Source organism: Snodgrassella sp. ESL0323, from assembly GCF_013346865.1.
GTDB lineage: Bacteria > Pseudomonadota > Gammaproteobacteria > Burkholderiales > Neisseriaceae > Snodgrassella > Snodgrassella alvi.
In genome coordinates, this window is sequence record NZ_JAAEDT010000009.1 from 65,225 (window position 1) to 85,376 (window position 20,152).

Annotated in this window: 19 protein-coding genes; 8 read left to right on the forward strand and 11 right to left on the reverse strand. The window is 38.7% G+C overall.

Annotated features, from left to right (window positions below):
- Positions 1-19 precede the first annotated feature (19 nt).
- Together dksA and GY065_RS01805 are read right to left on the reverse strand one after the other, a co-directional pair.
- A complete protein-coding gene (dksA, locus tag GY065_RS01800; RefSeq protein WP_025329875.1) occupies positions 20-436 on the reverse strand; it encodes an RNA polymerase-binding protein DksA in 417 nt (138 codons plus the stop codon).
- 162 nt (positions 437-598) lie between these two features.
- A complete protein-coding gene (locus tag GY065_RS01805) occupies positions 599-1,162 on the reverse strand; it encodes a YggT family protein (protein ID WP_174832883.1) in 564 nt (187 codons plus the stop codon).
- A gap of 653 nt (positions 1,163-1,815) precedes the next feature.
- Between GY065_RS01805 and GY065_RS01810 the strand changes: the two genes are divergently transcribed.
- Positions 1,816-2,361 (forward strand): NADAR family protein, encoded by a 546-nt coding sequence (locus tag GY065_RS01810; protein ID WP_244621465.1) that lies wholly within the window; start codon positions 1,816-1,818, stop codon positions 2,359-2,361.
- 268 nt (positions 2,362-2,629) lie between these two features.
- Here the strand turns inward: GY065_RS01810 and proC are convergent, their stop codons facing one another.
- A complete protein-coding gene (proC, locus tag GY065_RS01815) occupies positions 2,630-3,427 on the reverse strand; it encodes a pyrroline-5-carboxylate reductase (protein ID WP_174832885.1) in 798 nt (265 codons plus the stop codon).
- Between the two features lie 301 nt (positions 3,428-3,728).
- Between proC and GY065_RS01820 the strand changes: the two genes are divergently transcribed.
- Positions 3,729-5,480: a VWA domain-containing protein gene (locus GY065_RS01820; protein ID WP_174832886.1), complete on the forward strand. Its 1,752-nt coding sequence runs from the start codon at positions 3,729-3,731 to the stop codon at positions 5,478-5,480.
- 639 nt (positions 5,481-6,119) lie between these two features.
- The gene (pdxY, locus tag GY065_RS01825) at positions 6,120-6,986 is read left to right on the forward strand and encodes a pyridoxal kinase PdxY (protein ID WP_084547953.1); all 867 of its coding nucleotides are present in this window, start codon (positions 6,120-6,122) and stop codon (positions 6,984-6,986) included.
- 76 nt (positions 6,987-7,062) lie between these two features.
- On the opposite strand, the gene GY065_RS01830 is transcribed toward pdxY, so the two are convergent.
- Positions 7,063-7,782, reverse strand: coding sequence for a YggS family pyridoxal phosphate-dependent enzyme (locus tag GY065_RS01830; RefSeq protein WP_174832887.1), 720 nt, complete (start codon positions 7,780-7,782; stop codon positions 7,063-7,065).
- A 159-nt stretch (positions 7,783-7,941) separates the two neighbouring features.
- Here GY065_RS01830 and GY065_RS01835 point away from each other — a divergent pair, with 159 nt between their 5' ends.
- From GY065_RS01835 to ruvC, 4 genes are all read left to right on the forward strand, one after another.
- Positions 7,942-8,985 carry a type IV pilus twitching motility protein PilT gene (locus GY065_RS01835; RefSeq protein ID WP_037476158.1) on the forward strand — a complete coding sequence of 348 codons (1,044 nt, stop codon included), beginning with the start codon at positions 7,942-7,944 and terminating at the stop codon, positions 8,983-8,985.
- A 265-nt stretch (positions 8,986-9,250) separates the two neighbouring features.
- Positions 9,251-10,441 carry a PilT/PilU family type 4a pilus ATPase gene (locus tag GY065_RS01840; RefSeq protein ID WP_174832901.1) on the forward strand — a complete coding sequence of 397 codons (1,191 nt, stop codon included), beginning with the start codon at positions 9,251-9,253 and terminating at the stop codon, positions 10,439-10,441.
- A gap of 131 nt (positions 10,442-10,572) precedes the next feature.
- Complete coding sequence (murU, locus tag GY065_RS01845) at positions 10,573-11,274, forward strand: N-acetylmuramate alpha-1-phosphate uridylyltransferase MurU (protein WP_174832888.1); 702 nt, start codon at positions 10,573-10,575, stop codon at positions 11,272-11,274.
- A 129-nt stretch (positions 11,275-11,403) separates the two neighbouring features.
- Complete coding sequence (gene ruvC / locus GY065_RS01850; RefSeq protein ID WP_174832889.1) at positions 11,404-11,955, forward strand: crossover junction endodeoxyribonuclease RuvC; 552 nt, start codon at positions 11,404-11,406, stop codon at positions 11,953-11,955.
- A gap of 135 nt (positions 11,956-12,090) precedes the next feature.
- Here the strand turns inward: ruvC and GY065_RS01855 are convergent, their stop codons facing one another.
- The gene (locus GY065_RS01855) at positions 12,091-12,258 is read right to left on the reverse strand and encodes a hypothetical protein (protein WP_174832890.1); all 168 of its coding nucleotides are present in this window, start codon (positions 12,256-12,258) and stop codon (positions 12,091-12,093) included.
- A gap of 1,039 nt (positions 12,259-13,297) precedes the next feature.
- On the opposite strand from GY065_RS01855, the gene GY065_RS13185 reads away from it, so the two are divergent.
- Positions 13,298-13,474 (forward strand): crossover junction endodeoxyribonuclease RuvC, encoded by a 177-nt coding sequence (locus GY065_RS13185; RefSeq protein WP_371731925.1) that lies wholly within the window; start codon positions 13,298-13,300, stop codon positions 13,472-13,474.
- A 691-nt stretch (positions 13,475-14,165) separates the two neighbouring features.
- Here GY065_RS13185 and GY065_RS01865 read toward each other — a convergent pair.
- The 6 genes from GY065_RS01865 to GY065_RS01890 are packed head-to-tail and all read right to left on the reverse strand — an operon-like array spanning position 14,166 to position 20,004.
- A complete protein-coding gene (locus GY065_RS01865; RefSeq protein WP_174832891.1) occupies positions 14,166-15,275 on the reverse strand; it encodes a sterol desaturase family protein in 1,110 nt (369 codons plus the stop codon).
- A gap of 19 nt (positions 15,276-15,294) precedes the next feature.
- Positions 15,295-15,897 carry a phosphatase PAP2 family protein gene (locus tag GY065_RS01870; protein ID WP_037476168.1) on the reverse strand — a complete coding sequence of 201 codons (603 nt, stop codon included), beginning with the start codon at positions 15,895-15,897 and terminating at the stop codon, positions 15,295-15,297.
- Positions 15,894-17,183, reverse strand: a complete 1,290-nt coding sequence (locus tag GY065_RS01875) for a F390 synthetase-related protein (RefSeq protein WP_174832892.1) — start codon at positions 17,181-17,183, stop codon at positions 15,894-15,896. The genes GY065_RS01870 and GY065_RS01875 overlap by 4 nt, the downstream gene beginning before the upstream one ends.
- Positions 17,180-17,986 (reverse strand): MBL fold metallo-hydrolase, encoded by an 807-nt coding sequence (locus GY065_RS01880; RefSeq protein ID WP_174832893.1) that lies wholly within the window; start codon positions 17,984-17,986, stop codon positions 17,180-17,182. The genes GY065_RS01875 and GY065_RS01880 overlap by 4 nt, the downstream gene beginning before the upstream one ends.
- Positions 17,987-18,994: an NAD(P)-dependent oxidoreductase gene (locus tag GY065_RS01885; protein WP_174832894.1), complete on the reverse strand. Its 1,008-nt coding sequence runs from the start codon at positions 18,992-18,994 to the stop codon at positions 17,987-17,989.
- Complete coding sequence (locus GY065_RS01890) at positions 18,991-20,004, reverse strand: 3-oxoacyl-[acyl-carrier-protein] synthase III C-terminal domain-containing protein (RefSeq protein WP_037476177.1); 1,014 nt, start codon at positions 20,002-20,004, stop codon at positions 18,991-18,993. The genes GY065_RS01885 and GY065_RS01890 overlap by 4 nt, the downstream gene beginning before the upstream one ends.
- Between the last annotated feature and the right edge of the window lie 148 nt (positions 20,005-20,152).

Below are 20,152 nucleotides of genomic sequence, written 5' to 3' on the forward strand. Positions count from 1 at the left end.
TTAATCCATAACAGATAAATTAATCAACAAACTGTTTTTTAATTCGTTCACGCCGTTCCTGCGCTTCTACCGACAAAGTTGCAGTAGGGCGAGCGAGTAGCCGTTTCAGACCGATAGGTTCGCCGGTATCCTGACAAAAGCCATAATCGCCTTCGTCTAGTTGACGCAATGAAGCCTGAATTTTACTTAATAACTTACGTTCACGGTCACGGGTGCGCAGTTCTAATGCATATTCTTCTTCCAGTGTTGCGCGATCTGCAGGATCAGGCGTAGTAGCCTGCTCCTGTAAATGTCCGGCCGTATTGTTGGCATTATGAATCAGCTCATCCTGGAGTTTTAACAGCAAATCACGGAAGAAAGCTTGGTGTTCTTCATTCATGTATTCTTCTTCAGGGCCATTCCAGGCCTGGATGTCTTGTTCTGTGAGTTTGGCCATTGTACAGTCTTTCTTTTGCATAGCTCGATTAAGCAATTAGCTCAGGAACTGACAGCTTAATCTGGATTTGAAAATAACAGATACTGGATTTCAGGCTGTTAAAAAAGTTCGGGCATAATAGCATGTTTTTATAATTTATTAATAATTTTGCATTCGACAACATTATCCGAATATCAGCCAGTATGAAATCTTACTGCTTGCCTGCGGCAGCCACCATTCGAGACAAAGCCAGAGCACAAGCAGAATAATTGTCGCAGAAAAATCATATTTACCAATACGCATAAAGGCAAACGGACGGGTTAATGGAGCATAAATACGCTGCAAGGTAAATAGCAGTACTGAATAAGGTTTGCTCAGACTTAAAAACATTCTTATTACCAGCCCGATGAATAATACATAGCACAGTGCTTTCAGGGAAAACAGAATGCAAAGAGCCAGACTGGCTGCAATAGTGCGAATATCCGGTAATACCCATCTAAGGCTGATAAACAGATTTAGCGTACATACCAGGTAATAAATAATGACAGTAGCCAGAATGCAGGCAATATCCCATTGGTACAATGGCGGTATAATTTTACGCAGAGGGCGTACCAGCCAGTTGGTACTGCGTACACAAAACTGAGCCAGAGGATGCAGAAAAGGTAATTTAGCCCACTGTAACAGAAGCCGGGCCCAGCATATAATACTCAGTGCACTGGCTAATAAAAATAATGTTTTACTAATCACATAATGCCTTTAAGATTCAACTGATGTTGAATCTTGTTTTGTAGAAAGAGATTCAGGCAGATTATATTATGGAAAAGTTTGAAAGAACAAACCCTAACTTGGCAGTGTATTCTGCTTAAAATGAAAAATAAATAATAATATTTGATAAATATGAGCTTTTATCTAAGGTAAAATTTAAATCTGCAACGGTATAATCCGGCATCCATAATACAGAAATTTGTATTCCGCAATTTTAATCTGAAATACAATGTCCTTGTATTGGTAATTTTTCTTACTTTTAAGTTTAATTGAGCTGTTAACTCAGAGTTACTCTATATTTATGAATCAAGATATACTGACAAGTTTTTGGTGCAACGGATGAAGTAGGTTTACCGATATCAGTTATACCGGTTTTAATACTGAAGCAGGTAGTTCCGGGGACAAGTTGTACCCGAATATTGGTACTAATGATGACATCTGTGCAATATCATTAAAACAATATAATAATCATATTGAAGATATAAATAAAACTGATTACCGGATAGATATAGATAAAGAAAATTTAAAATTTATTCAATTAACCCTTTGCTAAATGAATACCAGATATATCAATTTGGACTAATTTATTGATATTTATTTTAAAAAATAAAGATAGAATATAATGAGGAATGAATATGGATTTGCAGGAATTACGCCAGCAATATAGCAGAGGTAAACGATTCAAATATTTATACTTTTGGGGACATACGCAAAAGCAACCCTCTTCAATGATAACTAAATCCTGTCTTAGCCAATGGTATCATAGTGGTTTTGTGATTGATAATATTTATTATCCAACTGCTGAACATTATATGATGGCAGAAAAGGCAAGATTGTTTAATGATCAACAAAAGGTGTCAGAGATTCTTAAAGCAAATAATCCAAAATTAGCGAAATTGTTAGGAAGAAAAGTAGCATATTTTGTACCTGATATTTGGAATGAACGATGCTTAGCTGTTGTTATAGCTGGTAATTTTGCTAAATTTTCACAAAATCCGGAATTAGCCGATTTTTTATTATCCACTAAACAAAAAATATTAGTCGAAGCTAGTCCTGTAGATAAAATATGGGGGATAGGATTGTCTGAAGATACACCTAATATTGATAACCCCTTAATTTGGCGTGGTAAAAATTTATTGGGTTTTGCTTTAATGACTGTCCGTCAGCAATTAAAAGAATAAGTATTAATTGTATTAATACTTAGATAAAACAGAAAAGCAATATTTCTTGGATAAATATTGCTTTTCTGTTTAAACTGTTTGCCTGATAAGTTGCCATTTTCATCTTTTCAGCACTGGTTTTTTCAAGCATAGCTGATAAGTTTGTAACAATTAATTTATATGTTTGGTCTAAAAATGTCGATTCGACTATCCTTGAAGTACATTATCAGAAATTATACTAAAAAATATATTTTTTAATTAATAATGTTTTGTATGGGAATAGTATTTTTTAAATAGGTGCAAGTTGTTGCTGCATTTCTTCTGCTCGCGCAACACTGGCAGCAACACCGTCAATTACAACCTGTGTCAGCTGATGCTGGTCAAAAACTGAAGTCGCAGCAAATGTGGTGCCACCTTTAGATGTTACATTTTTTTGTAGTTGAGCAAATTCGGTGCCAGACTGTTCTGCCAGATTTACTGCACCTTTGAATGTGCCAAGTGTCAGACGGTGAGCTTCTTCAGGGCTGAAACCCTGTTGTATGGCAGCCTGTTGCAGGGCATTAAGAAAATAGAAGACATAGGCCGGACCACTGCCACTGATACCGGCGATACGATTAATGCCACTTTCTTCTTCCAGCCATACTACTTCGCCTGTTGTGCGCATGATATTTTCTGCAACGGTTTTGTCTGCTTCACATATGTCTGCTAGTGCATACATACCGGAGATTCCCTGACCAATCTGGCAGGGGGTATTTGGCATAATCCGGATAATACGCTGATGATTATCCAGAAACTGACTTAAAGTATTTATTGTTAAGCCGGCAGCTATGCTTAATACAAGTGCACCGTTAAGCCGGATACCGGCTGTAGCCTGTTGCATATCTTGCGGTTTAACTGCCAGTACCAGGATATCTGTGGCTGCCAGTTCTGTTAATTTAGCACTGGTGCGTACCTGATATCGCTCGCTTAGATACTGTCGTTTATTCTGATTACGGTCAATTACTTCAATCTCATAACCGCCTTGCTGAGTCATACCGGCAACAATCGCTTTTGTCATATTGCCACCGCCAAGAAAATATACGTTCATAAGATTTTCCTCAGTTTCTATTAAAAATAATTAACTTAATCGGTAATATTGTCTGAATTAAATAAATTTAAACAATATTGGTTTGTAAAGAACTTTATATTCAATATTAGCTTAATTATAGGTTCAATGTGCAACGGATAAAGTCAACATTGGTTGCAGCATCGGATTCAGCAACCGAATATTAACTAATTAATATTTTACTCTGCTGATTTTAAAGCTGATAAGAAACAAATAAAATTACTGGTGTTAATTTGACTATTATGTTAATAATATATTTTTATCTGATAAATAAAGAATATTTATGTTAAAAATAAAATCAATAGGTCGTAAAGCTTCTTGTAGTTTGATCATGGTGTTATTAACCAGCATACTGAGTGCTTGTAATACGGCTGGCACCAGTAGTAGGGATAGGGTTAGTAGTACGAATAGCACCAGCAATCAATCAGATTATCGCCATGAAAAAAAGTCATCGGAATTTCTGGGCTTGTCTGCTGGCTATGAGGTACGTGGGGTAGGGAGTATATCTTCATCCATCGAGGGGTATGATTCCAGAATAGGATTTAGGGAGGCAGTCTATCAGAGTCCAGGCTCAAGGGCTGTATTTGAAACTCAGCAGCCGGATACTGCGCAATATAAAAATTATTCTGATAACCCGGTAAAACAGGTGGCTACTGAACCTGTCAGTACATTCAGTCTGGATATGGATACAGCCAGTTATGCAAATAGCCGACGGTTTATCACCCAAGGTCGGATGCCTCATCCTGATGCGGTAAGAGTAGAAGAATTTATTAATTATTTTCCAAGTGCTTCGAATGAGAAATTAACGTCAATAACAGGTTCTCCTTTTTCTGCCGGTTATGAGCTGGCACCCAGCCCATGGAACACAGATAAGATTCTGTTAAGAGTTAATATTAAGGCAAATGATGTCAATTTTAATCAGTTACCGCCGTCGAATCTTGTTTTTCTGATAGATACATCCGGTTCGATGGATGGTGAAGACAGGCTGGATTTGCTTAAACAGTCATTAAAGTTACTGGTAAATGAACTGCGTCCGCAAGATAAGGTTTCTATTGTTACTTATGCCGGAAGTGCCGGAGTGGCGCTGGAATCTACCTCTGGTAGTAATAAAACCAAAATTATGGCTGCCATTAATAAACTTGAAGCTAGGGGCAGTACCGCTGGCGGTCAAGGACTGCAGCTGGCTTACAAGATGGCTGAACGGGGCAAAGTAAAAGGTGGAATCAATCGGATATTGCTGGCTACTGATGGTGATTTTAATGTTGGTATTAATAGCACAGAAGAGCTGAAAGCATTTGTCAGCAGAGAAAAAGAAAAGGGTATAACATTATCTACACTTGGTTTTGGTACTAATAATTTCAATGATGCAATGATGGTTCAGATTGCCGATGCAGGTAATGGTAATTACAGCTATATCGATAGTCTCGAAGAAGCGCAAAAGGTATTGCAGGAGGAGATGAGTGCCACTTTGGTGACGGTAGCTAAAGATGTCAAAGCTCAGATCGAATTTAACCCGGCTCAGGTACTCGAGTATCGCCAGATTGGTTATGAAAAACGGCAGTTAAAGCAGGAAGATTTTAATAATGATAAAGTTGATGCAGGTGATATTGGTGCGGGGAAAAAGCTGACGGTTCTATATGAACTGACGCTGGCCGGTGGTAAACCAAGTATTGATCCTTTACGTTATCAGAACAAAAAATCAGCACCAGCTATAAATGCAAACAATAAAGAAATTGCTTTTCTTAAATTACGCTGGAAAGCACCACATGGTGAAAAAAGTGAACTGGCTTCCCTGCCTATAGAAAAGAAAGCTCTGGCCAGTTCTTTTGCTAGCGCCGGAGTAGAAACACGGTTTATGGCCGCAGTAGCTGCATACGGACAAAAATTGCGTAATAATCCTGAACTGTCTAAAACATCTTATCAGCAGATAGCAAGCTGGGCAAATAATGCCAAAGGTGATGATAAGCAGGGCTACCGCGCTGAATTTGTAAAATTAGTCAGAAAGGCAGCTGCTCTGGACGATAAAGACAACTAAGGTATGATTCAGTAGCATATTAAATTCTATTTCTAATAGAAAATAAACAGAGATTACTGAACCGGGTAATTTAATAACTAAAAAAGCCAGTTTTAAAACTGGCTTTTTCATTTTTTAATGTTTATAAATTAGTTTTGTCTGCTCACTACAATTATCAGATTCAGAAGATATAAATATTTATGCTTTTGGAGTAATTTAAAGGTTATAATTAATTTCAGTGATAAAAATAATTGTTTTCAGCTTAATTAATTTCAATTCAACTATTATCTGGTTTATGTGCTGCAATCAGAATTAGTATTGTTCAAATAATGATATGCAGTATATATATAAAACCAATAATTATTGAGAAAAATAAAACACAAGGTTTGGCTGTTACATGAATATCTGAATATTTTGTAAATAAATTTTATATAGTATTGTTTTTGCAATGTTAGAGATAAATCCGGACAAATTATGTCGTAATTAGTGTGTATACAGATATGAAAAGCAAGATTCAGGGCTGAGGTGTTGATATAAGTAATGATTTATCCGAACCAATATAATCTGAGTATAATCAGTTTTGTCAGCATGTTTAGCTGATTATCAGGTTTTTATGAAATTCGCTGGGTAAACACTCATTGGATTGTAAATGGCATTATTATGAAAAATATACTTTCAATTCAGTCTCACGTGGTATTTGGTCATGCAGGTAACAGTGCTACTGTTTTTCCTATCCGTCGGTTAGGTGTCAATGTCTGGCCATTAAATACAGTACAGTTTTCTAACCATACTCAGTATAAGCAATGGAAAGGTATGGTAATGCCGGCTGCACATTTACTGGATATTGCAGATGGCATTGCCGCAATTGATGAATTAAAAAATTGTGATGCTGTACTAAGTGGTTATATGGGTTCAGCTGAGCAAGGCAATGCGATTACTGATATTGTCAGAAAAGTGAAACAAGCTAACCCGCAAGCCATTTATTTTTGTGATCCGGTAATGGGACATCCGGAAAAAGGCTGTATTGTGGCAGGTGGCGTAGCTGAATTTTTGTGTGATGTGGCTTTGCCGCTGAGTGATATGATTGCGCCGAATCTGTTTGAGCTGGAAGAATTGAACAACAAACAACGTATTCATAATGTGGAGGAAGCAGTTGCAGCCTGCCGCGCTTTATGCAATAAAGGTCCGCAGGTGGTTCTGGTGAAACATTTGAGCCGTGCCGGCTATCAGACAGATCGTTTTGAAATGCTACTGGTCACTGCTGAGGAAGCATGGCATATTCACCGGCCATTGGTAGATTTTGGTGAACGGCAGCCGGTAGGTGTGGGAGATATGACCAGTGGTATTTTTCTGGCTGATTATCTGTCTGGTAAGACCTTGCTGGAGTCATTTGAGCATACTACTGCTGCAGTATACGGCGTTATGCTGGAAACTCTAAAATGCCGGCAGTATGAGTTGCAGGTGGTCGCTGCTCAGGAAGAAATAGCTCATCCTACACATCGCTTTCAGGCTGAGAAAATAGCCTGATTGATTTATATATTTATCATAATGATGATAATTTTTGTGCTGCCGGTAAGAAATCCTTACCGGCATAATTTTATTTCTAAGAATTATTTTCTGTTTGAGTGTAGTTGCGCTGCCCAAAAATTGCACTGCCTACCCGTACATGAGTAGCTCCGCAAGCTATAGCAATACTTAAATCCGCGCTCATACCCATTGATAATACATCAACAGAAAAACCGGCCTGGTGCAAGTACTGTAACAGGTTTTGCATCTGATGGAACTGTTGTTGTAATTCAGTGTCTGTGCTACCGGCCTTGGCTACACACATAAGTCCGCGCAGTTTAAGACGCGGTAATTCGCTGATCATATTAGCCAGTGTCAGTAATTCGCTTTTATTTGGGCTAATACCATGTTTATTGCTTTCTGCTGAAATATTCACCTCAATACAGACATTGAGGGGCGGTAAATATTCAGGACGCTGCTCATGCAGCCGCCGGGCAATTTTTTCACGATCAATAGTGTGTACCCAGTGTGCCCGTTCTGCCACAATTCGGCTTTTATTTGACTGAATATGCCCTATCATGTGCCAGACAATATCCAGCTCAGCGAGCTGACTGGTTTTTTCGCTGAATTCCTGAATATAGTTTTCACCAAAATCACGCTGACCAGCCTCATATAAAGTAATGATATCATTGGCGGGAAAGGTTTTACTGACAGCAATCAGCTGTACCGGCTGTGGGGCCGCAGTTTGCCGACAGACATCATTTATGTTTGCCAGTACCTGTTGCCAGTGTTGAATTAAGATGTCTGTATTTTTCATAATTAATGGTGTTTTTCAATTTTTCTGATTAAATCTAAGTATATTTGTAAAAATTTTGACATAGTGACAAATATTTTCATTTTAAAGATACGACAACTTGATTAAAATAAGAACCATATTTTGTGCCTGTATCATGCAGGCAAGCATAATGGAGTAAATATGCAGATAACCGATTTATTGGCCTTCGGCGTTAAAAATAAAGCTTCCGACTTGCATCTGAGTGCTGGTCTGCCTCCCATGATACGCGTTAATGGTGATATCCGCCGTATCAATCTGCCTGAACTGAGTGCAGAAGAAGTAGGCAAAATGATTGCTTCTATCATGAACGATTATCAGCGCAAGGAATATCAGCAAAATCTAGAAACTGACTTTTCGTTCGAATTGCCCAATGTATCGCGGTTCCGTGTAAATGCCTTTAATACTGAACGCGGCCCTGCAGCTGTTATGCGTACCATTCCGAGTAAAGTTCTTACGCTTGAAGAACTCAGAGCCCCGGCAATTTTTCAGAAAATTGCAGAAATGCCGCGCGGGCTGGTGCTGGTAACCGGGCCTACAGGTTCAGGTAAGTCAACTACACTGGCTGCTATGATCGATTATATCAATAATAATGATGCCGGCCATATTTTAACAATTGAAGATCCGATTGAGTTTGTGCATCAAAGTAAAAAATCGTTGGTAAATCAGCGTGAACTGCATCAGCATACCCATAGTTTTGCCAATGCTTTACGTTCGGCACTGCGTGAGGATCCGGATGTAATTCTGGTAGGTGAAATGCGAGATCCGGAAACGATTGCTCTGGCTTTGACTGCTGCTGAAACAGGTCACTTGGTGTTTGGTACTTTGCATACCACTGGTGCCGCTAAAACCGTTGACCGTATTGTGGATGTATTTCCTGCTGGTGAAAAAGAAATGGTTCGTTCCATGCTGTCAGAAAGTTTGCAGGCAGTGATTTCTCAGACACTGCTGAAAACCAAAGATGGAAATGGTCGTGTGGCTGCGCATGAAATCATGATCAGTAATCCGGCAGTGCGTAATCTGATTCGGGAAAACAAAATTGCTCAGATTAACTCCACTTTACAAACCGGGCAGAAATTCGGAATGCAGACACTCGATCAGTGTTTACAGCAATTAGTGCGTGAAAATCGCATCAGTATGGATGTTGCACGTTCGAAAGCAGTGAGCCCGGATCAATTAGTAGGATAATTATTTTTGTTTTTATTCAGGAAAGTGTATTGACATGGGTATGTTGAAAGGCTCTGCTACTGAGTCCGGCTTATCTGATTTACTTGCAGATATGGTTAATCAATATCAACAGCCTGCTACTGAGGCAGCTGATACTTCAGTTTCAACTGTCGGTGCAACTGTCAATTCATCGGCCGTTGCCAATCAAAAGCCGGTTTCACAAGCTAACGTTGTTGCTAAAGAAGCTACGTCTGAAATCAATAAAACGATCAAACCTAAAAACACAATGACAGAATCCCGTACACAAGAAATAAATACTTCAGCCCCTGTTGCCCCGGAGAGGGAAACTATCCATATCCATCCGGTACTTGAAAAAATGGCTGCAGAGGCTGTTCGTTTAAATGCAGCAGATATTTTTATCAGTCCGGGTTTTCCTCCGTCATGGAAAATTGACGGTATCATTACACCGGCCCCTACTAAACCTTTAACCGGCGATGAAACTGCCAAAATTACCTTTTCTACCATGACGATGGCGCAACGTCAGCGCTTTATTAAAGAGCTGGATCTGAATTATTCTATTATTGCTAAAAATGGTGTGCGCTTCAGGGTTAATGCTTATCATGAACAAGGTCGGATTGGTATGGTATTGCGCCGGATTACCACTGATATTCCAACGATTGAAAGCCTTTTTTTACCACCGGTACTGAACGAACTGGTAATGAAAAAACGCGGGCTGATTATTCTTGCCGGTCCTACTGGTAGTGGTAAATCCACTACCATGGCTGCTATGCTAGATTATCGCAATGCTAATTCTGCCGGCCATATTCTGACTATTGAAGATCCGATTGAATATGTTCATAAACCCAAGAAAAGCATTTTTACTCATCGCGAGGTAGGTGTAGATACGCTGAGCTGGGATAATGCTATGCAAAGTGCTCTGCGTGAGGCCCCTGATGTAGTGTGTGTAGGGGAGGTGCGCAGTGATGAAAGCATGGAGTATGCATTAAAGCTGGCTCAAACCGGCCACTTATGCTTTTTTACTCTGCATGCTAGTAGTGCAAATCAGGCTATTGAACGTATTCTGAATTTTTATCCGGAAGAGCAGCATAAACAAGTATTGATGGATTTGGCACTGAATTTGGTATGTATTATCGGTCAGCGTCTGACTGCGAAAAAAGATGGTAAAGGCCGTCGTGCTGCGATTGATCTGCTTATTAATACGGCTACTGTCCAAGACTATATCTATAAAGGTGAGTTAATGCAGATAAAAGATCTGATGGCTAAATCGGGTAATGATGGTATGCAAACTTTCGACCAGTGTCTGTTTCAGTTATATGTCGATGGTGTTATTGATTTTGATGAAGCTTTGCGTCAGTCTGATTCACCTAATGATTTACGCTTACGTATTAATCTGTATGAACAGGGTGAAAAGGGTGCGGCAATCTTTGATACTGGGGCAGATTTGAATCTGATTTAAACTGATTAAATTTATTAATTAGCTATGATTTCGAATATTCAGGCAAAGCTATATGCTTTGCCTGTTATATTATCGGCTTGATCTATCAGCCTGTAATTTTAATTGTATTTACTACGGAATAATCAATCATCATGAAAGCCATGATTCTTGCTGCCGGACGCGGTGAGCGTATGCGTCCACTGACAGATACTTGTCCAAAACCATTGCTGAATGTTGGTGGTATACCTTTAATTGCCCATCATTTACGGCGGTTAAAGGCAGCCGGATTTACTGATATTGTTATTAATCATGCCTGGCTTGGACAGCAAATCGAAGATACTCTAGGTTCAGGGCGTACTTATGGCGTGAATATCCGTTATTCTGCGGAAGCTCAGGGTGGGTTGGAAACAGCCGGAGGGATTGCCACGGCCTTACCTTTATTGGGGCATGTCCCTTTTCTGGTCATAAACGGAGATGTTTTAACTGATATTGATTTTGCACAGGCGTTAAAGATTAGTAAAAAGTTACAGCAAACAGGTAAGCTGGCACATCTATGGCTGGTTAATAATCCAGTACATCATCCGGAGGGTGATTTTAGTCTGACGGACCAAGGAGATGTTGTTGAACGGCAGCCAGAAAACCCGGCATTTACTTTCAGTGGTGTAGGTGTCTATCATCCTGCTCTTTTTAATGAGATACCAAGATATACTCGGGCTAAACTGGCACCTTTGTTGCGTACAGCTATGCAAACCAGGCTGGTGAGCGGGAAGTATTATGATGGTTATTGGCTGGATGTAGGTACAGAAGAACGCTTGCAACAAGCAAATCAATGGGCTGCTGAAAAAAAATCTTAAATCACTAACAGATCTGATTAATATACGATAACATAATTTACTCAACTGGCAGGGCAAATATCCGTTTATAAGATAGTGTCACAACCTGTCAGCATAAATTATTGTTTTTCAGTGATTAAGTAGTAAAGCATGCAAAAACAGCCGACAGAGCAAACTCGTATTCGAATTCTGGGCGTTGATCCTGGTAGCCGAGTTACCGGCTTTGGAGTGATTGATGTCATCGGTAGCCAGCATATTTATGTGGCTTCCGGTTGTATTAAAACGACTTCAGGTGCCCCATTAGCTGAACGTATCCGTATAATCGTTCAAAATTTACGTGAGGTGATTACAACCTATCAGCCAACGCAAACTGCTGTAGAACAGGTTTTTGTCAATGTTAATCCTGCTGCAACACTGGTACTGGGACAGGCTCGTGGAGCCGTATTGGCAGCATTAACCCTGGGAGAACTGCCTGTATTTGAATATACTGCATTACAGGTTAAACAGGCTGTAGTAGGTAAGGGGAAAGCTGCTAAAGAGCAGGTACAGCATATGGTGGTGCAAATGCTGTCGCTGTCGGGTACGCCTCAGGCTGATGCTGCGGATGCTTTAGCGGTAGCACTAACTCATGCTTTACGAAATTATAGTCTGGCTTCAAGAATTCAACAGGGGCTAACCATTAAATCTGGTCGTTTTCGTTGAATCCTGTCTGCCAGATGATATTCTGCTATTTGTCAAAGTACCTATTTCAATACTATTAGTAACTTATAATTTTTGTTGATAAAACCTATAACGCTGTAGGGATGCTACTGTTCATCCTCATTAACTAAATTCATTCTACTTAACAGGCACAAATTGTGCTGACCCAAGTTTTGCTAGCTTTACATCGAGTCGATCATGCCAAACACGGTAAGCTCCCAATTTGCCATTACGTCGGTAGAAGAAACCGGCCAGTGAGTGAGTTAGATATACCAGTGCAGGTGCCCAGTCAGACTGTGTATGCATTTCATAGTGCTGCTAACATTTGGAAAGTGGGTCAAAGTGACAATTGAAACTTGTTTTGCCCTGATGCCAGGGTGATTTCCATACATTACGGGGTACCATAATCGTCCAGGAATCCAGAGTTGTGCCCAAAAACCAAACATAGCGTTCACCAGTAGTGGTATCTATAATTTATAAAATAAGATTGTCTTTTATTTAAAATATATTAATTTATATTTATTTTGAAAAATTACAATATATATTTAGTTTTGGAAAAATTATGATTGTTGATACTGATTAGATTTTCAGTATAAGAATTAAAGGAATTGATGTGCTAACGCTTCTTAAATCTAAGAATTTTCTGTATCCGTGTCCGGTACTATCAGGGATAGATGTAGACTTTAAATTAAAACATTTTGCTATTATTACTTACGCAATTGATGCAAAGAGATTTGTAGGATTATTTCCATCACGCTTTTAGCTGGATAGTGTCATAATTAATAGTGAGCAAAAAGTCTTGTCATCAGAAGTAGCTTTTATGGATGTTGATTTTACTTCAGCCGCTTATCCGTTTCCTGTTTTTACCATGTGGCAAACCAATTATAGAATTTAAATTAAATATTTTATATAAAGAATATTAGATAAGGATTATATTTTTAAAAGCTAATTAATTAGCTCATTAATAAATGTGGGGAGTTATCTATTTAATATATTTGGGGTAATTGGAAAACTATTTAATTTAAATATTATGTGAATAAACTAAAAAGAGCATTATGCTCAGATAGAATTGGTTTTAACGCCAATATCTAAATGACAAAACTTTTTTGCGAATATTAAATCCTTTTGGTTCAGCCTAAGTGTACTAACGGCAAATGTAGATGAAATTAAATTTTTCTGATATGAATGCTTAGGCATGCCAATATTAGTGAGAAAATGCAGCTTGGCAGTCTGCAGAAATTGCAATGATATTGGAATAATATTATGAAAATGCCCGTTTATTATTGCATGATTAAAGATTATCTGGATATTCAGGTACCCATTAGCTGAGCGTATCCGTCTAATCATTCAAAATTTACGTACGACCTATAGCCAACGCATTACCGTAGAACAGGTTTTTGTCAATGTTAACCTGATAACGCTGGTGCTCAGACAAGTGCGCAGAGCCAAACTGGCAGCATTAACGCTGAGAGAGATGTTTGTATTTGAATATACTGTACATCAGGTCAAACAGGCTGTGTAGTAAGGTAAGGGCAAGCGGTCAAAGAGAGCAAGTAAAGCATGGTGGTGCAAATGCTGCTACTGTCGGGTACATCTCAGGCTGATGCTGCGGATGCTTTAGCAGCAGCATTGACTTATGCTGTATGTAACGGAGGCTGGTTTCAAAAATTTAGCAAGGATTGATATTAAAGTCTGGTCGTTTTTGTTCAATATATTTTTATTACTTAATATGGTAGTTGGTAAAAAAACAGACTGGCTATGGTTTTGTTCGGATAACTCAGACAGAGCTAAGAGGTGGTAATTCATGTGGAGTAAAAAGCGATGTCAAAAAATATTGATTTACCATGGTCGAGTATTTTTTTAACAGAAGATTGTTTATACGAAGAGGCTTCTGCTGCGTATAAACTGGTAACACCTGTAATCGATGTATAAGCGCGCAAACTTAATTCAATCAATGGGTAAAACTTAAACTATGAATCACTTTTAAAGTGTGATATTAAACTAATTCAGGCTTTATAGTGCTCGGGCAAGTTTAAAACAAATCAGTAAATAATGAAGATTAAATTGCGTAATTGATCAAGAATAGAAACAGTATTAAGGTTATAAAGATATTTATCTGAAAGATAAAATACTTTTAGTCCATATAATATGGGTAGTAATAACATAATATTACCAGTTGTAAAATAAAATCCAGAGCATAAATAATACTAAAATCAGATAGCCAGATATTGTCCTTTAATCCAGAGGATAAATGTGATGACACCATGCATTGCAATTAACCCCATAAATAATAGCCAATATAAAGCTGACCATTGCAATAGAATAATAAAAAACAGTGGTATGCAACAGCAAAGCATAAACCAGGTGATAATTCCCCAGCGTTTACCTTCGGCTATGCCTCCCAAAGCTATACTTCCTAAAACTAAACTGCTAAATAACAAATATTGTGTGATGTTTGGATTTTGATAACCATAGCCATAATCGTAGACATAACATAGCACCAGGCAAAACAAAATCAAACCACCGCTCACCAATAATGTATTCGGTACGCGATAATAACCTGAAGTAGACGGAGTATAGTGGATATTGAGCAGTTTCATGAAAGGTAATAAGCTTGCCCAAAAAGGATTTTGTGACTTAATACCATGGCTGCCATAAGCAATTGTTTTATCTGTTGGCAGGGTTTTAAAGGTACCAAAAAGCTTATCCCAGAATATAAATGAACCTGAAAAATTACTGTTTGAGTAAAAGCGATTTTTAAGATGATGAACTTTATGATGATTAGGAGTGACAAAAATTTGTTCCAATATTCCTAATTTTGGAGTAACAGCATTATGATTAAAAAACTGAATAGAATAATGGAATACAGATACAGCGGTAAAAATTGGTGTCGGAACACCAGCTAAAGCCAGCAAAGCAAAGAATGGTATTGACGCCAACGATGAATACCATGAGTTACGAACCGCCAAAGATAAATTAAAATTTTCACCTTGATGATGAAGTACATGAATTGCCCATAATATTGGTATAGTATGATGCAGGCGGTGCTCCCAATAAAAGCCAAAATCCCAGGCAAATAAGGTAAATATCCAGATTAAGATAACCGGTACATCAACAAAGAGATTAAAACTAAAATGGGTATAAATAAAATGATAGCAAAAGACTTCAAATCCCCTGAAGAACCAAAGCATTAAATGCCCTGAGTTTAAATTGAAAATAATATCAGGCCAGTTGATGGTTGCTTTTTTTATTTTCTGCAAAAATATTGCTTCGGCCACTATCAATATCATTATAATCACAAAAGGGAAGGCCAATTCCACCATAATAATGATTCCTATAAAGCTAAGATTGTTTAATCACACGTTTAAATCCATATTGCACACTCCATCCCGCTATCAGTGCCAGTACAGTACCGCCAATAAAATCAATAAAGAGATGTCGCCGAAGCTGGATGATCGATAACACAATCGTCATTCCCCATAGTAATAAAATTATATTGCGCAGAGGGTGAAACTTGTTTAATGCACCCCAGATAGCAAGAGATGTTAAGGTAACATGCAGTGAGGGAAAACAGTTTACTGGATCATCAATTTCAATCAGTTTTACCAGTAACCATGAACTGATAGAACTACCGTTATCGACCGGATAAATCATCGTGGTTGGAAAAATAAGGTAACACAGAGCGGCCAGAATCCCGCTAAGTACAAAACAGCCAGACATCCAGCCCAGGCGTTTATAAGGGGCAATAAAAAAGCAAATTGGAATAATTAAAAAAAACGAGAGATAAGCCCAGATAGCATGGGGTGTAAATTCAATCCATTTATCGATTATTGACGGTGAAAGTAAACTCGGTTCATGTTGCAGATAGGCTGAACCATGATAAGCCATTCCGACTATTCCCCAACTTGTAAATAAATAAACGCATCGCATCCAGAAGTGCTTCATTGAACACCTCGCTCGCGAATAATTCGTCGCCTTTTTTGTGAAAATTCGGCAGGTATCGTGGTAACAGACATGAGTTTCCACTTTAGCTGGGTAACATTGGCGCCTTGCTGAATAAAATGTGCAGTTAATGCCTGTTGGCATTGACTTAAATATGCTTGTGAACAGCAGGCAATCAGCTCAATACTGTTATCCTGATGCTGAATCAGACGATAATCACTGGTTAATGGTAAATTATTGGCAATCACGCGACTGCAATAGTCAGCAAAAATAGTTAACGGATTTCCTTGCTGATCGGTAAGTGATAGCTGATCATCGCATCGCCCTTCAATATGTGAAATTGCCATTCCTTGCCGTCCACAAAGGCAGGGCGTTTGGCGCCGGACTAAAATATCATCTAACTGATAGCGTACAATGGGTTGGGTTTCACGAGTAAAATCAGTAATAATCGGCATAAAGCGATTTTCGTCTAACCAGCACGGTTCGATATAGATGAACTCTTCATTTAAGTGAAGCGTACCAAGCGGGCAGGTAGCTGCAAGAAAGCCTTCGGTAGCCTGATAAACTTCAGCCAACTGATTAAAGACCTGTTTGATAATTTGTTTGTCCTGATCTTCAAGTACTTCAGCAGCAGAGATTACTAGAACCGGATTTATTGTCAGCTTACCATTAAGCTTTTCTGTTGCCAGAGCACGCAATACTTGTGCTGGTGCCACGATGATAGTAGGTTGATATTCATTCAGCGATTGGATCTGTTGCTGAAAATTATCAAACAGACCATAAAAACGAAAAGTTAACCAATGGCTGTTGGTGCTATGATAAAGGTGATTATCGGCTCTTAAAAATAATGCAACCCGTTCTTTAGTCAGTAATCCGCGAGGTAACATTTTTGCCAGTATTCCGCCTGCCCAGATTAGTTGCTCTCTCGGACTCACAACAAATAAACCACGTTGCCCTGATGTTCCCGAAGATAACCCTACACTGAACTTACCCATTCTGGCACTAAAGTCACGCTGTTGTTCGCTGTGCTGAGCCAAGGTTAATAATGAATCACAAGTCAAATTCTCTGTATTCATTTGATCAAAATGTGCCATCATCAGCTGTTTGTTCATTAAAGGCCATGATTCAAACGGTTGATTAATGAATTGGCTGAAATAAGGACTTTTGGTTAACACACGCTGTTTAAATTTTTTTAGCTGTTTAATTTGATATGCTTCAAGATCAGCGCGCTGTTTAAATATTAAGTGTTTTGTGTGCCAGTAGTACCAAAGTATTTTTAGTAGCCTCATTCCTCACCTTCATGGCTTAAATAAATGGTCACGTCAGGATGATAAGAGAGTTGATGGAGCTGATTAAGAGTGTTTTCAAAGGCTCTGGAATCAGCCATAATCAATTGAGCAAAGCGAGATGGCTTTCTTAAATCTTGATAATTTTCTTTGACCCAAGCAGCATCACTGGCTAACAGCGTCCAACCCTTATCAGTTAAAATAAATGCACCAATATGGCCGACAGCATGGCCTGGTAAGGGAACTAAAATCACTTGTTCTTTACTGTTTGGCAAGATGTAGCCCTGAGTAAAAGGAGCAAGTTCAGGAGCAAGCTGACAAATTTCAAAATGTTCTACAAAACTCACCCGCTGTTCAAAATCAGACGGAATAAGGTCAGGTACAAATCCTTGTTTAAGCGCAAAAAAACCGCGTAAAGGTTTGAGTGTTTTCCAGCCCTGTTGTGAGCAGATGAAATGACTGTGAGTAAAATCTTTCAGTCCGGCGATATGATCACCATGAAAATGTGAAATAATGACATTTTGGATACTTGCAAGATCAATACCCAAGGTAATAAATTGCTCTTTAAGAGATTCACCTTTATTGAGATAGACAGGTGTGGTTTTCTGATAAAGTTTAAAGATACCTATTTGTGTATATTGCTTAAAATAGTCAGCATAGCCAGTGTCCCATAGCCAGCGGTATCCATCAACTTCAATAAGCCAGGCGCGTGCCGGGAACTGACACACGTTAAAACCTGCTCCACGCATGGCCATGCAAGCAATATGAGTACAATATCCGGCTTTGAACGGGGTAATTCTGGCCATTTATACATGCCCGCTTTGCTGTAACCACTGTGCTGTCAGATGTATACTTTCATTCATATTATATAGAGGCTGATAACCTAAACGTTCAATCGCCATTTTCTGACTTAAAGTCATATCAAAATAGAGCGTACCGACACTGTAACGGGTTAGTGCCGGTTCTTTGTTTGTTAATGATGCGATACCCTCAAGCAAAGCAGCTGTGCCATATAATAATCTGTAGGGTAGTGACCGGGTTTTGTAGTGAAGATTTAACTGATCTTTTAATAATAAATGAATTAGGTCATCAAGTTTGCAGGGTTGCTGATTGGTGATATTAAAAGCATTACCAGACTGAATATTCTGCTTATCAGAGGCCAGGTACAAGGCATGAACGACGTTAAGAACAAAGGTAAGGTCTACAAAAGCCTGACCGCCACCAGGCAAATATAAAATACCTCCGGTACGGTTTAATAATGCCAGTATACGGGGAATAATCACTCTGTCATGAGGACCGAAAATGCCTCGTGGTCTTAAGATTAAATAAACAGTATCCGGATAAAGCTTTACGCATTCCTGAATGCGTTTTTCTGCTTCATATTTGGTATTTGCATAATGATTTGCAAAATGTTCAGCAAGATAATCTTCAGTAATATTCTGATGAGATTGAAAATCAAAATAAATTGAAGGTGTTGATATATGAATAAAACGTTTAATACCAGATTTTCCGGCAAACTGAGCTAAACGTGCAGTAACAACGGTATTGGCCTGATAAAACCATTCATATCTTCCCCATGGGGAAGATAAAGCTGCACAATGCCAGACAATATCACAATCAGAAAGAAGTTGAAGATAATCCGTATCAGTTGCGGTAACTAAGTCCAGTGCAGTAAATTGTGCACCGAGTGTTGTCAGCTCTTTTCCCGCTATTTGATTACGACCCGTGGCATGAACCTGATGGCCTTGTGTCAGTAACCATTCTACTGCATTGCGCCCCAAACCACTGGTTGCGCCAGTCACTAAAAATTTCATGGCAGCAGAATCATCCCGCCTAGGGTTAGCCCTGCAGCAGTTCCTATTAGCATAGCTGGTTTCCCCGGATTAAAACGATTGGTGATTACCGCTTCATGCAATGCACTGGGAATTGATGCGGCTACCTGATTACCTCGAAAACGATAAATATCAATTATCGATTCGTTAGGAATAGTAAGCCGTTTACGCATGTGTTCCAGTGATAAATGGCTGGCTTGATGAGGAATAACCGTAGCTATATCAGAGAGAGTTAAATTAGCCTGATTTAATAAACGAGCTAAATATGGCTCAATCAAAGCAGATGCCAGTCTGAATAGTGGTTTACCTTGCATACGAAAAAGGCAATCATTTTCATCCATGCCGGTTTTAATATTCCGACGGCTACCGCCACCACTGATTTCACAAAAATCAATGCCATTAGTATGTGTTTCTAATAAACAGGCAAGAATACCACTACAACCATCGCCTTTTTCGACAATGGCACAAGCAGCGCCGTCTCCAAAGATTAAAGACGACTCTTCATCCTGCCAGTTCAGACCACGTGATGCTAAATCAGCCGAAACAATAGCGATGCGCTTATAAGCTCCGGTATTTAACAGACCTGCTGCTACTTGTAGTGCACTGATAAAACTTACACAACTGGTATTAACATCAAAGTTAGCAATGGTGTTGGATAACGTGCTGGCTTTTAAAATATGTGCTGCTGTATACGGTAAGGCCTGGACAGGAAGTGCACAGGCTGAAATCAGTAAATCAATAGATTCTGCTGAAATATTACAACGAGTTAGCGCATCATTAATGGCTGCTGCCGCTAAATCAGCCTGCTTTAAATGATGGTCAGCATGATAACGATAAAGAATGCCGGAACGTTTCAGCGTATAACCTGCCGGTTTGTTCAGCTTTTTATCCAGATCTGCTGCCTCAATTCTATCCGGAGGTAAAGCAGTTCCGGTGGAAAGAATTTTAATCGGAACTAAGTTTTTATTTAGTAGTTCATTGACTTTAAACAAAATATGTACACTCCATACTATTTTGTAAGAATTGCATTGTAATTCAAATATTTTATTAAATAAATGTTATTTTTTATTTTTTCATGATAATAAATGATAATTATAAGTATTTTAAGTAAATATTTTTGATTTTATTTTAATTTTTATT

Coding starts and splice junctions, on each gene's coding strand:
- dksA (WP_025329875.1), bottom strand. CDS start 436: ATGGCCAAACTCACAGAACAAGACATCCAGGCCTGGAATGGCCCTGAA.
- GY065_RS01810 (WP_244621465.1), top strand. CDS start 1,816: ATGGATTTGCAGGAATTACGCCAGCAATATAGCAGAGGTAAACGATTC.
- proC (WP_174832885.1), bottom strand. CDS start 3,427: ATGAACGTATATTTTCTTGGCGGTGGCAATATGACAAAAGCGATTGTT.
- GY065_RS01820 (WP_174832886.1), top strand. CDS start 3,729: ATGTTAAAAATAAAATCAATAGGTCGTAAAGCTTCTTGTAGTTTGATC.
- pdxY (WP_084547953.1), top strand. CDS start 6,120: ATGAAAAATATACTTTCAATTCAGTCTCACGTGGTATTTGGTCATGCA.
- GY065_RS01830 (WP_174832887.1), bottom strand. CDS start 7,782: ATGAAAAATACAGACATCTTAATTCAACACTGGCAACAGGTACTGGCA.
- GY065_RS01835 (WP_037476158.1), top strand. CDS start 7,942: ATGCAGATAACCGATTTATTGGCCTTCGGCGTTAAAAATAAAGCTTCC.
- GY065_RS01840 (WP_174832901.1), top strand. CDS start 9,251: ATGACAGAATCCCGTACACAAGAAATAAATACTTCAGCCCCTGTTGCC.
- murU (WP_174832888.1), top strand. CDS start 10,573: ATGAAAGCCATGATTCTTGCTGCCGGACGCGGTGAGCGTATGCGTCCA.
- ruvC (WP_174832889.1), top strand. CDS start 11,404: ATGCAAAAACAGCCGACAGAGCAAACTCGTATTCGAATTCTGGGCGTT.
- GY065_RS01855 (WP_174832890.1), bottom strand. CDS start 12,258: ATGCATACACAGTCTGACTGGGCACCTGCACTGGTATATCTAACTCAC.
- GY065_RS01865 (WP_174832891.1), bottom strand. CDS start 15,275: ATGGTGGAATTGGCCTTCCCTTTTGTGATTATAATGATATTGATAGTG.
- GY065_RS01870 (WP_037476168.1), bottom strand. CDS start 15,897: ATGAAGCACTTCTGGATGCGATGCGTTTATTTATTTACAAGTTGGGGA.
- GY065_RS01875 (WP_174832892.1), bottom strand. CDS start 17,183: ATGAGGCTACTAAAAATACTTTGGTACTACTGGCACACAAAACACTTA.
- GY065_RS01880 (WP_174832893.1), bottom strand. CDS start 17,986: ATGGCCAGAATTACCCCGTTCAAAGCCGGATATTGTACTCATATTGCT.
- GY065_RS01885 (WP_174832894.1), bottom strand. CDS start 18,994: ATGAAATTTTTAGTGACTGGCGCAACCAGTGGTTTGGGGCGCAATGCA.